The sequence below is a fragment of the Sphaerospermopsis sp. LEGE 08334 genome, assembly GCF_015207205.1.
GTDB lineage: Bacteria > Cyanobacteriota > Cyanobacteriia > Cyanobacteriales > Nostocaceae > Sphaerospermopsis.
This window is the reverse complement of the sequence record NZ_JADEXH010000028.1, coordinates 34,006-46,437: the sequence shown is the minus strand read 5'-3', so window position 1 is coordinate 46,437 and position 12,432 is coordinate 34,006. Positions and strand designations below refer to the sequence as shown.

The following is a 12,432-nucleotide window of genomic DNA, read 5'->3' as shown; positions in this document are numbered from 1 at the left end:
GGTTTGTCAATTTGAGTCTACAGGTTTTAATCCCTGGGTAATCAGTAAATCATCTTCAGTATAAAAACGATGCCCCGACAATGTTCTTTTGGCTGGAAGTCTTCCTTCAACATCCCATCTTTGCAAGGTCTTGACTGAAACTCCGATTTTTTTAGCAAATTCATGAGGTTTAAACATAAAGTCACTCATAGTCTTGTCTATGAGTGTACAGGTTTGTTTATTAAATTGTCAACTTAGGACAAGCTCAAACTCAGTTGAAAATGAAATTTCCAGGAGTCAGGAGTCAGGAGTAAAACCATCTTGTAGTGGTAGTTTTATTATCCATTGATTTACTAAGCAGCCTGTCACAATTTATAACAACATATAAAAATATAAAATAACACTTTTCCCTATTTACTGTTCCCTGTTCCCTGTTCCCTGTTCTCTGTTCCCTTATTCAAAGACCTTCTAAATAACTTAAAAGGTCTGCCATTTCTTGGGCGCTGGGCTGGAATTTGGGCATGGGAGGAGTTTCACCGCTAATAACTTGATGAATCAATCCATATTGAGATTTGCGTTTGGAGACAGCTTGTAAGCTCGGTCCAACGAGTCCATGAGCTTCCCAACCATGACACCCAGCGCAGTTGGCTTGAAAGATAGCCCTTCCCTGTACTGGGTTGCCTGTCAGTGATAAAACATTTTTGACGTAAGGATCAGAGGTTTGAACTATTTGAACACCAAAAATAGTTACGGGTATGGCGATGAGTATGGCCAAAACCGACAAAGTGATCCACTGACTCCAAGTTTCAGGTTTGATAAGCTGGTTATTCAAGAGTTTACTTTTACAGTCTAGGTGTACAAAAACTGTAAGCATTCAGCTATCAGCGTTCAGCAGTCAGCTTTTTAACGGTTAAACTAACAATCACTATTTGAGTAATCGCTAGATGAGCAAATCTTCTGACTCCTGAATCCTGACTCCTGAATTCTTACAAAAAATATTTCATCTTCTACACATAGCTTAAAATTTCTTGATTCTACCTGCAACCACAGATGAAAATTTTTAGATAGTATTTATAATCCACAAACAGCTGAGGGCGCTGGATTGATGCGGGATTTGGTAAGATTAAAAACGGGAAACGAAACTTGAAAATTTGTAAAGAGGAGATTTACAGTGGTTGAACCCCTACTCTCAGGTATTGTTCTGGGTCTGATTTTCGTCACCCTTAGCGGACTGTTTTACGCTGCCTATAAGCAATACAAGCGTCCTACCGAGTTGGGCGGCTAAGGGTTAACAGCTAGTTAGCGTAGGGGTTTAGCAATGCTAAACCCCTAACCATATATATTCATCACTCGTTTTCCGGTACTTCCATCGTTCTGTAAAAAGTTAGTGCTGTGTTGCCATAAACTTTTTGGCGGCTGATTTCCCAAGTGGGGATGGTTGGTGGTGTAAAATTAGGATTATGTTCTGCTGCTATTTCCCCTTGAGGATCTAAAAGTTGATAGTGAGCGATCGCTTCTAAAACAGGCTCATATAAACCACTGGCATAAGGTGGATCAAAATATATTTTGTCAAATGTTTGACCTGATAATTTTTTTAACTGTTGCAGGATATTTCCCCGCAAGATTTGAAATTTTTGTTCATTATTAGCTACCTGCTGCCAATTTTGTTGAATAATGGCACAGGCTCGACTTGACTGTTCAATTCCTACTACTAGACTAGCTCCCCTACATAAAGCCTCTGCACCCATTGAACCGCTACCGGCACATAAATCTAACCAGCGACAATTCTCAATTTCCCCCTGCCAAATATTAAAAACTGCCTCCCGTACTCGCGCACTGGTAGGTCTAGTCTCTCGCCCTGGTAAAGTTTTTAACAGACGATTCCCGTAAATTCTTAAACTCATTAGTTATTGATGATTAGTCATTAGTTATTAGTTAACCGAAAACTAACAACTGAAAAAAATGCAAATTTTTATTAAGCAGGGATTTTTTCACGGACTTGAGCCACAAAATTAGATAAAACTTGCAATCCGATATTAGAGGATTTTTCGGGATGGAATTGAACCGCCATGAGATTTTCATGAGCGATCGCTGCTGTGACAGTTTGACTTCCATGCGTCACTGTTGCTGCTCTAATTTGCGTTTCAGTTGGTTCAACATAGTAGGAATGGACAAAATAAACCCAAGGTTGATGGGGTAAATGTTCCCACAAAATGCTTCTTGGTTGAGTCAGTTGCAGTTGATTCCAACCCATGTGGGGAATAGCTATTCCTGGTTCTGGACGAAATCGGCGTACTTTTCCCCGCACTATTCCTAGTCCTGGTTGAGTTCCTTCAGCGCTAGATTCAAATAAAATTTGCAGTCCTAGACAAATACCTAAGAACAGTTTACCAGATGCGATCACATCTTTAATTGGTTGTTCTAAACCGCGTGAACGTAAATGTTGCATGGCAGGATCAAAAGCTCCCACTCCTGGCAAAACTATCGCATCTGCTTGTTCTAACTCCTTGGCAGAATAAGTGACTTTAGGAGTTGCACCAGCTTTTTCTAAACCTTTACAGACTGAGTGCAAATTTCCCATATCATAATCTACGACCGCAATGACTGGCATTTACTTGCTCCTTGTAAATTTATTAGGGAAGCATTTATATTCTAATTCTAAATAATATTCTAAATAATATTTATTATGCAGAAAAAAATATTATTAACTTCTTTTGACACTTGGTTGAGTGAACAACAGTCAAATTCTTCCGATGACTTGTTACTCGAACTAGCCAAAATGGCTGATATCTATCATGACTTAACTTTTTTGCGGCGACTACCTGTAGATGTTGCCCTTGCCAGTTCTCGCGTCATTGCCAAAATTAATGAACTCAAACCGGATTATGTTATCTGTTGTGGTATGGCTGCTAGTCGGCAAAATTTAAGTGTGGAAGTTGTTGCTAGTAGCGAGTCTATACAGACTACTGATATTTCATTTAGAGATGGTGGGGAAAATTTTGGGATAACAACTTTGCAAACAATTGTTAATGTTGAACAATTAATAGCTGAGACAGCGGCAGTTGAGATTAGTTACGACTGTGGTAAATTTGTGTGCGAAGGTCTTTATTATTCAGTGTTGGACTACTTGAATCAATCTCAACTCCCCATTCCTTGTATTTTTGTCCATGTTCCGATTTTGCATCAAGAAAATTTGCTAGACATTCTTGCTGATTTTGTTTTAATCATTAATAATTTGGTTATTTTTGAATCAAGGTAACAGGGAATAGGGAATAGGGAATAGGCAATGGGGAACAGTAAATCATAAACTCCACTCACTAATAACTGTTAACTGTTAACTGTTAACTGTCACCTGTCACTTATAAATTTTGAATTTTAAATTTCCTATGTTACCAGTATTACTCGGTTTGACTCTCGCACAAGCAACTCCAGCTACACCACCACCGGAAGAAGTGGTAATACCTCAAGAGGTGCGGCCATTACCAGGAAAATTGGATACAATACCAGTATTTAATAGCAATAGCCCAGAATTGGTATTAAAAGAAGGAATTTTACTTTCTACTTTTCCCGGAGATGGTAAAAAAGTACCAACCGCCCATTTAAATTTTCCCTTTCAGGGAAGGTTTGATGTTTTTTCCCATCATATTGCTAGAGCAGAACCACCAGAAGATTTACGTTCCCTTTACCACGGCATAATCTTACATAACCCTGGTACTACATCGGTAACTGTGAATATTCTGCAAGGTGCAAGTTATTTAAGTCAACCAGACGCGCCTTTTTTACCATTAGATTCTTTTATTCCTAATAATTTGGGTACTGTGTTTGCAGGTCCTGGTAGTCGGGTGATGTCTGATGTTTTGAGAGGAAGACGACAAAATATTTTCCCTGCTCAAATTGTCATTCCTGCTGGGGAAAGTCGGATGTTATTAAATTTACCCATTCCCGTGCGAGAATTGACACCACCTTTAAATGGTCGTTCCACATATATGCGACTGCGGAGTAATGGCAAAATTTATGCTGCTAGTTTAGCGATGTTTGCAAAGACAAATGCTGATGGTAGTGAGCGATCGCCAAGTTTAGCAGAATGGGAAGATTTATTAAATAATGGTGATTTATCAACACCGAGAGATAAAACCCCGACTCCTATAGAGGGAACTGGTAAACCTGCTATTTATGGAAGAGTTGCTGGTGTGTCCCGTGGGTCACAATGGCGATCGCTTTTAACAGATAATTCTAACAGTAGGTATTTAACTATTCCTGAACCCGGTAAAGCGTTTTCCTATCCTTTAAGTACGCTGCACGGAGGAACTTTTGGTACAGGTCAAATTCAAACAGCACCGATGTTAGTCCGTTATCCTGATACAGCTTATTTTGCACATGGTAATTATGGCATTCAATATAGTTTAAGGTTGCCTTTGTTGAATAATTCTCAAAGTGCAAAAAATGTCACTATTTCGTTGCAAACTCCCATCAAAGAAAATGAGTTAACAAAATCAGGTTTAAGGTTTTTTACCACACCTGCGCGTCAGGTTTTCTTTCGGGGTACTGTGCGGGTACGTTATCGGGATGAACAAGGTAAACCGGCGACTAGGTTTGTACATTTGGTGCAAAAAAGAGGTGAACCTGGTCAACCTTTGGTGTCTTTAAATATGAAACCGGGGGATAATTCTTGGGTGGAAGTTGATTTTCTTTATCCTCCTGATGCTTCTCCTCCGCAGGTTTTGACGGTTGCGACGCAGGAGTAAGTTAGGTGACAGGTGACAGGTGACAGGTGACAGTAAATTCATTACCTATTACCTATCACCTAATTTGTCTGAATCAGGATTTACAGGATTTAAGGATTTACAGGATGAGAGAGAAATGAAAAATTAAAAATCCGCGTTCATCTGCGTTCATCTGCGTTTAGTTATATAAATTGTCAGAATGAGGATTTACAGGATTTAAGGATTTACAGGATGGAATGATTTTCCGATTTTTGATTGAGATGATGATGAATATAATTTCATCAGTAAATCTCAAGATGCTGGAAATTGTCAGAAGCAGATAAATTAGGAATCAATAATTCTCACAAATCACAGATCATAATTGTCAATAAAAATCCTGTACATCCTGATTCAGACAAAAAAATTACTCATCTTCTTCATCTACTTCTCCTAAATTCAAAGGAAGTGGAAATTCAGCTTCCATTTCTAAAGAGTTGGATTTTTCTAACTCTGTTGGTTGTGGAAACTCGGTAGCTGCAAATAATTCACTTTTAATCACTTCCTCAAATAAAGAAGATAACTCAGGGTATAAATCTACAGTAGCATCTAAAACCCAAAGTAAATCAAGTAATTCATGATCAAATTGCCAAATTTGAGGACGAATATCATCTAAAGGTGAAGACTTTTTACCAGCACCGTCTCTCATTCGATAAGCTAACCAAGATTTGACAACTTCTAAACCGGAAACACTAAAATTATAAACTTCAGGACGAACATTTTCAAATACACCTCTACCAACTTTTAATTCTTGTGTACCGACATCATAGGAAAATTCTGTGGGATAATCGTTTACTGTATTGGGTATTCCTATTTGACAACGAACTCTACCAATAGGAATTTTACCTGGTTTTTTACCACTGGGAACAAATCTTTCACCATAGGTATGTAACCAAACTAAACTGCGTCCTATTTCTATTACTTTAATAAATAAATCCCTATTTTTGGTAATGGGAATCCTTGGACCAGGTGTTTCTAGTTCATGCCAAAATTCTTTCACATATTTGGGAGTTGCAAGTATTCCATAACAGTAAGCAAAAAAATCCTCTGGGGAAATATTGTCATTGAGTATATTATTAATAACTTGCAAAACTCCATTAGTAATATTAGGTTCAGTAGCTTCAGAATTTTTCCACAGTGGAATAATATGTTTAGCACCAAAAGAACCACGAAAATGATCTAAATCAGGAATTAATGAAGTAGCAACTGCTGATGGACCATGACCTAAAACATTAGTTAATAAACTTGTCATATAAACCTGTCTATTACCATGAGAACGTCGTAAATTTGGTCTATGGCGATCGCACAGTCTATTATCTAATAAAGCCCATTGACGATCAAAACTTCGATAAGCATAACGAATTGGTTCTACAGGTAAATCTTTGGATAATAAATTAGCAATGGGAGCTAATAAATTTCCTCTATCTTCTAAAGATGGATACTGTTTACTAATTTTTCTAGCATCTGTTTCTTTAAACAGTTTTTTCTGTGTTCCTGGAGATTTACTAGCATTAATCAAAGTTTGCCAACGTTCTTGTAAAACTTCCTTATTTTCACCGATAGTCCATTTTCGCTTAAATTGAATCCCGTTTTCTTGCCAAGGAAATAAATCAGTTAACTTTGCCCAACTTCCATAATCTGTATCACTAACAGGTAAAAATAAATCAGTCCAATTATTTGCACATTCTCGCCATTGTAAATCTTGAAAAGAATGAATATTCTCTAAAATTTCTAATTTTTCTTCAGTTGTACCATCAATTCTGGTAAAATGAACTTGAGCAGGAACTTCAGGTTGAGGTTGATTGTAACAAACACCAATAGCAATAGCCACAGGAGTTTGAATTGCAAATACATTTTCTGTTTTTCTTGCCCCTAAATTATCACCTTCTAAATCAATAATCCAAAGTTCATCAAAAGTTTGACGCATCACTTTTCTCATTCCCGCAAATCCAGGACCACGCAAATAGGAAGAAGCAGTAATGAAACTAATAATTCCGGCTTTATTTTCTTCATTAGCTTCAAAAACTTTCCACAACGCCCATCGCCAAAAATAAACATAATCATTATATAAATTTTTGGCATGAACACCATAACCCATAGCTGTTAATGGTTCAAGAAAATCCTCTAAAATAGGACGTTTTTTGATTAATTGTTCATTTTCATCAACCTTTTGTGCATTATCTCCAAATCTTACCCATCCACCTTTTCTTTTTTGATTCATTAAATCATCTTCATCAATTGTTTGACGGTTATAAGGTGGATTTCCTAAACAAACCATCACGGGAGTATTTTGTTTAATTTTTTGAGCGCGTTTATATTCTTGTCCTAAAGATTTATAAATTAAAGGTAAATTACCACTTAATTCTGCATAGGGAGATTCTAAAGTATCACTTAAATATACATGAACACCATTTTCCGGTAAAGTTCCACCTTCACTTAAAATTTGTTGAGTTAAACGTAAATGGGCAACAGCATAAGGACCTACTAAAATTTCAAAAGCGTGAATATTTGCCGCCGCATTTGTAGCAGCAGAAACTTTCATTCCTTTTCCTCGTAAATTACTAATTTGATCCAGTCCATGTTTAATAGCTGTTAAAATATAAGTTCCTGTACCACAAGCAGGATCTAAAGTAATAACTTTATCATCTACAAAAGAAAATTCAGCATCAAAATGTTCTGCTAATAATTCAGCTACTAATCTGACTTGGGTTTTAATTACAGGAATAGGAGTATAATAAACACCTCTTTCTTTTCGCATTTTTGGATCATATTTAGCCAGAAAATCCTCATAAAAATATAACCAAGGATCTTCAGAACCATCTTTATTTAGTGCTGTAGGATCAATAGCTGCAATTATTCTTTCTAATAAATTTACAGAAACTTCTATTTGTTCCCGTGCTGCTTCATCACCTAATATTTTTAAAGCATCAGCTAGTAAATTATGACCTGTTCTAATAGTTTTAACAGCTTGTGGTAAAGATAAATCATCAGCACCGGAAAATCTGGCTAATAAAAGTGCATAGGTTAAAGTTTGAGCATAAGCATCTGCAAATTGTTGATTATCTGCATCAGGAAACAAATAATGTCGCCAATCTTTAGCTACTTGACTTAAATTAGATTCAGGATCTTCAAGAGCAGTTAAAACATCTTTTCTTAATAACCGACAAATAGGAGCAAGCATTTCTGCTAAAGCTTTAGGTGTTGAAGGGACAATAGGTTGCCAATTTAAAAAATCACGTAATAATATTAGTAAATCATTAGCATTTTGAGCAGTGATAGCTGATGCACCCTTAGCAGTAATATCTCCTGAAAATTTAATTGTTTTTCCTACTTTTTCACCTGTGCGATAAAGTCCCCAACTATTACCATCTGTATAAATCAAATTTGGCAGACTTTTAAATTTTTCCCATTGTTGTTTATCATCTGCTTTCAATTTATTAGGATCTGCGCCTTTTCCTGGTGCTTTTAATTCAATATGTCCCATTAACAGACCATTAATAGTTATTCCCATATCTGGTCTTCCTGAAAGTACCTTTTCGCGCACTTCAGTAACTACTACAATAGGCAAATTTAAAATATTTGCTGCTGATTTTAACAAATTTTCAATAGGTGATTTTAGTTGATCTTCTGCACCAAAAGAAACAGAAGAAAGTGAAAATTTAGTAGTTAAATCTTTTGCATAGTCTTGAAGACTGGATAAAAATTGGTTTTCAGAATTACTAGACATATTACAACACCCCTAATAATGATTGACGCAGGATATATGTGTCTAATCATCTTAGTGTATATTTGTTTGTAGGCTGTTATTAATACTGAAAACTATATTAAAATTAACATTTAGAAAATTAAGAATGTAAAATTTAACACTAAATATCAAAAACATCCTGTAAATCCTTAAATCCTGGACATCCTGATTCAGACAAGGGGTATAATTATGAACAAATTTGTATATCCAGTATTATTAACTGAAGACGAAGATGGCGGTTTTGTCGTTACATTCCCAGATTTACCAGAAGCAATTACTCAAGGAGATACAATAGAACAAGCATTAAATGAAGCTGCTGATTGTTTAGAAGAAGCGATCGCTTTACGCATTGATGATCAATTAGATATTCCCCAACCATCATTATCTAACACTGGAGAGTATTTAGTACCAGTTCCTATTCAAACAGCATTGAAAGCAGCATTATATTTAGCAATGCGTGAACATAAAATGACTCAAGTACAACTTGCTTCTATTCTGAATATTGGTGAACAAGAAGTAAAAAATATGCTTGATCCTCACTATGATACCAAACTATCTATTATCGAAAAAACTTTAACAGCATTAGGAAAAAGAATAGAGTTACAAATTACAGCATCATAGAATATTGTGGAATATTTTGATAATTCCTAAAATTGGATGAGTGGGAAAATAGCGATCGCCTAAATTATCCTACAATTAGCTTAACCCCATCCTCACAAATCAACATCCTGTAAATCCTTAAATCCTGGATATCCTGATTCAGACAAAATATAACATCCTGTAAATCCTTAAATCCTGAAAATCCTGATTCTGACAAACAAATTTACCAAATAACTGACTCGTAAAATCCGATGATTATTTTATCTCCCGTCACTAAACCTGCATGATATTTTTTAGCTAAAGCAACAATAACCCTATCTGCGGGATCTTTATGACTCCATTCTAAAGCAACACTTTCCAACCATAAATTTTCATCAATAGGAATTATCGTAATTACATCAGATTTTCGCAAGGTTTCCAAATAAGTGGTTAAGGGTACTCCTAAATCTAACTTTTGGTTTTTAATTTTAATAGCAATTTCCCACAGCGAAATAGAAGCGACTAAACCATTTTTTTCTACTTCCATTTTTTCACAAGCTAATTTAGCTGGTAAAGAAAGTTTATCTGGATCAAGACTCCACCATATTAAAGCGCAAGTATCTAAAACAATTGTCATATTTCACGCCATTCTTCCGTTGTGGGTGTGGTGATATCTTCAAAATATTTGATTTTACCTCGTAAGGGAGCAAATAATTCTTCTGTGGAACTTTTGATGGTTATATTTTCTGGAGTTGGAGTTTCTATAAAAGTTATTAAAACTGGACTTTCTATGATATTGGCTGGAATTTCCGTTAGCTCGATTTTACCATTCCGGTAGATTCCTTGAACAGTTTTTAGCATAGTTCATTATCTCCAATATTAATCCTTAAATCCTGGAAATCCTGATTCAGACAAAATATAACATCCTGTCAATCATTAAATCCTGATCCAGACAAACATCATTGTTTGGCTTTTTATGGGTCGCCCGGGATTCGAACCCGGAACTAATCGGTTAAAAGCCGAGTACTCTACCGTTGAGTTAGCGACCCTTTTGTGTTTCGCAACTTTTTTAATATAGCAAACTCTCTCTAGGTTGTCAACTGTTTTTTAGAAAAAATCCGCAGTTAATTTCACAGAGGAAGTTTTGCTTGCTCCTGGCTCTAACACAGTTAGATTTTCACCAGTATTGAGCGAGTTGCGTCCAGCCGTCCAAGGTTCAAGACAATAAAAATCCTTGCCCTTCAACGTCCAGAAAACCAGCATAGCATAGATATCATCATAGTTAAGAGTCAACTTCAACTTGCGGCTATGATCTGTCACCGCAGCAGACTGACTCCGCAAATGACCAAAAGCAAAATCTATCTCATCCCGTGCAAAATCGAAATTACCGTTAAACGGGTGCATTTCCTTAGTTTTCTGGTCTAGATACTGTCCAGAGGGAATTTCAAACTCTAACTGCGACTTATCACCACACAGAAAATAAGGATGAAACCCAGCCGAAAACGGCATCTGCACACTAGACAGATTTTGATAAACCTGCTCAATGATCAAAGAGTTACCCTGTAGCGTATAGGTAAAAGTTAGCTGAAAATCAAAAGGATAAGCAGCGCGTGTTACCTCATTACTCTTGAGAACTACGCTTAAACTAAGCTTACCTTGAGTAACTTGGTTTGTCACTTCCCAAGGTAAATCTCGCCCAAAGCCGTGCTGTTTGAGAGTATATTGTTTACCGTTATAGGTGTAAGTATTATCCGGCAAATTCCCACAGATCGGAAACAAAATAGGTACACCACCGCGAATACTTAACTCCGGGTTAGCGAACCTTTCCGTATCTAAATAGAGAATTTCCTGACCTTTCAACCGCCAACGGGTGATAATACCCCCTCTTTCTGGTACTACTTCCAGATGAGAACCAGCAGTAGTATCCGCGAGGATGTAGGTTTTGTATTGTTGTTGTTGTTCAGTAATGGTAAACATATTTGGTGATTGGTGATTGGTTATTAGAGTCAGGAGTCAGGAGTCAGGAGTCAGGAGTCAAGAGAAAGAATTAATTTTTCAACTTTTGCCTCTTGCCTCTTGCTTTCTTACTGTCACCTGTCACCTGTCACCTGTTACACGTCTTCTGCAAAGATAAAGCGATATAATTCGCTCGCATCTGGTTCGGGACTGCTTTCTGCGAATTTCACCGCATCGTCGATCACAGCCTGAATTTTCTTTTCAACGTCTTTGAGTTCTGCTTCTGTGGCTAGGTTGTGTTCTACCAAATAAGCACCTAGCTTTTTAATGGGATCACGAGAGAACCAAAAATCTTTTTCTTCTTTGCTGCGGAGTTCGTCGGGATCTGCTAAGGAGTGACCACGGAAGCGATAGGTGAGGGCTTCAATGAGGGTTGGTCCTTCCCCTGCACGGGCGCGGGCTACGGCTTCTTGAGCGACTTGGCGCACTGCTAAAATATCCATCCCGTCTACTTCTACGCCTACCATGTTAAACACGCTGGCTTTTTTGTAGATTTCTGGATCTGATGTAGCGCGATCGTGAGCCATGCCGATCGCCCACTTATTATTTTCTACCACAAATATAATCGGCAGTTTCCAAAGTGCCGCCATATTTAATGTCTCGAAAAATTGACCATTGTTAGCAGCACCGTCACCAAAGAAACAAGCTGTTACTTGGTCTGCTGTTTTGTCTCCCAAGACTTCCCGACGGTATTTACTTTGAAAAGCTGCCCCAGATGCAACAGGAATACCTTCAGCTACGAAAGCATAACCACCTAATAAACGATGTTCAGCAGAAAACATATGCATGGAACCACCGCGCCCTTTACTGCATCCTGTGGCCTTACCAAATAATTCTGCCATTACCTCTCTAGCTGGTACTCCCGCACTCAAAGCGTGAACGTGGTCACGGTAGGTACTGGAAACGAAGTCTTCACCAGGTCGCATTGCTCCCCGAATAATACCACTGGAAACGGCTTCTTGTCCGTTGTATAGGTGGACAAAACCAAACATTTTTCCACGGTAGTACATTTCGGCGCATTTGTCTTCAAAAAAGCGCCCTAAAGTCATGTCTTCGTATAATTCCAGCCCTTCTGCTTTGGTAATCTGGACTGTAGAAGTATCAAATTTGGGTAACGTGCGTTCTTGAACCATTATTGTGAAGTATCCCTGTCGTAAAAGTTAAAGCTACAGTGTTAAAGTTATAGCAGGAGTCAAGAGTAAAACGGCCTTAGTATCTGACCTTGAAATTAGATTCTCCACCTCATTTCTCTGTAATCTGCTGTAAGCAAGTCTTAATAATGTTAGCTGGAAATAGGACAGCCTTGGCAAAAATCAACCTGCCAACTATAAAATCTTCATTTGTGACTTAAAA

General features: G+C 37.4%; 13 protein-coding genes and 1 tRNA gene. 4 read left to right on the top strand and 10 right to left on the bottom strand.

The genetic code is table 11. The features are described 5' to 3' along the window. Nucleotides 1–6: 6 nt before the first annotated feature. Together IQ237_RS16320 and IQ237_RS16315 are read right to left on the bottom strand one after the other, a co-directional pair. The gene (locus IQ237_RS16320) at nt 7–189 is read right to left on the bottom strand and encodes a MerR family DNA-binding transcriptional regulator (RefSeq protein WP_375539909.1); all 183 of its coding nucleotides are present in this window, start codon (nt 187–189) and stop codon (nt 7–9) included. A gap of 247 nt (nt 190–436) precedes the next feature. Beyond that, nucleotides 437–811, bottom strand: coding sequence for a cytochrome c (locus IQ237_RS16315; protein WP_194056957.1), 375 nt, complete (start codon nt 809–811; stop codon nt 437–439). Between the two features lie 339 nt (nt 812–1,150). On the opposite strand from IQ237_RS16315, the gene petG reads away from it, so the two are divergent. Continuing rightward, complete coding sequence (gene petG / locus IQ237_RS16310) at nt 1,151–1,264, top strand: cytochrome b6-f complex subunit V (RefSeq protein WP_013191177.1); 114 nt, start codon at nt 1,151–1,153, stop codon at nt 1,262–1,264. 61 nt (nt 1,265–1,325) lie between these two features. Here the strand turns inward: petG and rsmD are convergent, their stop codons facing one another. After that, nucleotides 1,326–1,883 (bottom strand): 16S rRNA (guanine(966)-N(2))-methyltransferase RsmD, encoded by a 558-nt coding sequence (gene rsmD, locus IQ237_RS16305; protein WP_194056954.1) that lies wholly within the window; start codon nt 1,881–1,883, stop codon nt 1,326–1,328. Nucleotides 1,884–1,954: 71 nt separating this feature from the next. After that, nucleotides 1,955–2,590, bottom strand: coding sequence for an imidazole glycerol phosphate synthase subunit HisH (hisH, locus tag IQ237_RS16300; protein WP_194056952.1), 636 nt, complete (start codon nt 2,588–2,590; stop codon nt 1,955–1,957). Between the two features lie 75 nt (nt 2,591–2,665). Here hisH and IQ237_RS16295 point away from each other — a divergent pair, with 75 nt between their 5' ends. Both IQ237_RS16295 and IQ237_RS16290 read left to right on the top strand, forming a co-directional pair. Then, entirely contained in the window at nt 2,666–3,238 is a 573-nt protein-coding gene (locus IQ237_RS16295) for a peptidase C15 (protein WP_194056950.1), read from the top strand. A gap of 127 nt (nt 3,239–3,365) precedes the next feature. Further along, complete coding sequence (locus IQ237_RS16290) at nt 3,366–4,724, top strand: DUF3370 domain-containing protein (RefSeq protein ID WP_194056948.1); 1,359 nt, start codon at nt 3,366–3,368, stop codon at nt 4,722–4,724. 382 nt (nt 4,725–5,106) lie between these two features. Here the strand turns inward: IQ237_RS16290 and IQ237_RS16285 are convergent, their stop codons facing one another. Next, nucleotides 5,107–8,466: a type ISP restriction/modification enzyme gene (locus tag IQ237_RS16285; protein ID WP_194056946.1), complete on the bottom strand. Its 3,360-nt coding sequence runs from the start codon at nt 8,464–8,466 to the stop codon at nt 5,107–5,109. Nucleotides 8,467–8,673: 207 nt separating this feature from the next. Here IQ237_RS16285 and IQ237_RS16280 point away from each other — a divergent pair, with 207 nt between their 5' ends. Next, nucleotides 8,674–9,105, top strand: a complete 432-nt coding sequence (locus IQ237_RS16280) for a type II toxin-antitoxin system HicB family antitoxin (protein ID WP_194056944.1) — start codon at nt 8,674–8,676, stop codon at nt 9,103–9,105. 202 nt (nt 9,106–9,307) lie between these two features. Here the strand turns inward: IQ237_RS16280 and IQ237_RS16275 are convergent, their stop codons facing one another. The 5 genes from IQ237_RS16275 to pdhA all read right to left on the bottom strand — a co-directional run bounded on the left by IQ237_RS16275 (nt 9,308) and on the right by pdhA (nt 12,212). After that, nucleotides 9,308–9,700, bottom strand: coding sequence for a type II toxin-antitoxin system VapC family toxin (locus tag IQ237_RS16275; protein ID WP_194056942.1), 393 nt, complete (start codon nt 9,698–9,700; stop codon nt 9,308–9,310). Then, nucleotides 9,697–9,924 carry a hypothetical protein gene (locus IQ237_RS26345; RefSeq protein WP_228020376.1) on the bottom strand — a complete coding sequence of 76 codons (228 nt, stop codon included), beginning with the start codon at nt 9,922–9,924 and terminating at the stop codon, nt 9,697–9,699. Before IQ237_RS26345 ends, IQ237_RS16275 begins: the two co-directional genes overlap by 4 nt. 116 nt (nt 9,925–10,040) lie before the next feature. Next, nucleotides 10,041–10,112, bottom strand: a tRNA-Lys gene (locus tag IQ237_RS16265). 58 nt (nt 10,113–10,170) lie between these two features. Further along, entirely contained in the window at nt 10,171–11,040 is an 870-nt protein-coding gene (locus tag IQ237_RS16260) for an aldose epimerase (RefSeq protein WP_194056940.1), read from the bottom strand. Between the two features lie 134 nt (nt 11,041–11,174). After that, nucleotides 11,175–12,212: a pyruvate dehydrogenase (acetyl-transferring) E1 component subunit alpha gene (pdhA, locus tag IQ237_RS16255; protein ID WP_194056938.1), complete on the bottom strand. Its 1,038-nt coding sequence runs from the start codon at nt 12,210–12,212 to the stop codon at nt 11,175–11,177. Nucleotides 12,213–12,432: the final 220 nt, after the last annotated feature.

Excerpts from the sequence above, each read along its gene's own strand:
- IQ237_RS16275 (WP_194056942.1), bottom strand. The coding sequence starts at position 9,700 with ATGACAATTGTTTTAGATACTTGCGCTTTAATATGGTGGAGTCTTGAT.
- IQ237_RS16295 (WP_194056950.1), top strand. The coding sequence starts at position 2,666 with ATGCAGAAAAAAATATTATTAACTTCTTTTGACACTTGGTTGAGTGAA.
- IQ237_RS16280 (WP_194056944.1), top strand. The coding sequence starts at position 8,674 with ATGAACAAATTTGTATATCCAGTATTATTAACTGAAGACGAAGATGGC.
- hisH (WP_194056952.1), bottom strand. The coding sequence starts at position 2,590 with ATGCCAGTCATTGCGGTCGTAGATTATGATATGGGAAATTTGCACTCA.
- pdhA (WP_194056938.1), bottom strand. The coding sequence starts at position 12,212 with ATGGTTCAAGAACGCACGTTACCCAAATTTGATACTTCTACAGTCCAG.
- IQ237_RS16260 (WP_194056940.1), bottom strand. The coding sequence starts at position 11,040 with ATGTTTACCATTACTGAACAACAACAACAATACAAAACCTACATCCTC.
- IQ237_RS16290 (WP_194056948.1), top strand. The coding sequence starts at position 3,366 with ATGTTACCAGTATTACTCGGTTTGACTCTCGCACAAGCAACTCCAGCT.
- IQ237_RS16320 (WP_375539909.1), bottom strand. The coding sequence starts at position 189 with ATGAGTGACTTTATGTTTAAACCTCATGAATTTGCTAAAAAAATCGGA.
- rsmD (WP_194056954.1), bottom strand. The coding sequence starts at position 1,883 with ATGAGTTTAAGAATTTACGGGAATCGTCTGTTAAAAACTTTACCAGGG.
- IQ237_RS26345 (WP_228020376.1), bottom strand. The coding sequence starts at position 9,924 with ATGCTAAAAACTGTTCAAGGAATCTACCGGAATGGTAAAATCGAGCTA.
- IQ237_RS16285 (WP_194056946.1), bottom strand. The coding sequence starts at position 8,466 with ATGTCTAGTAATTCTGAAAACCAATTTTTATCCAGTCTTCAAGACTAT.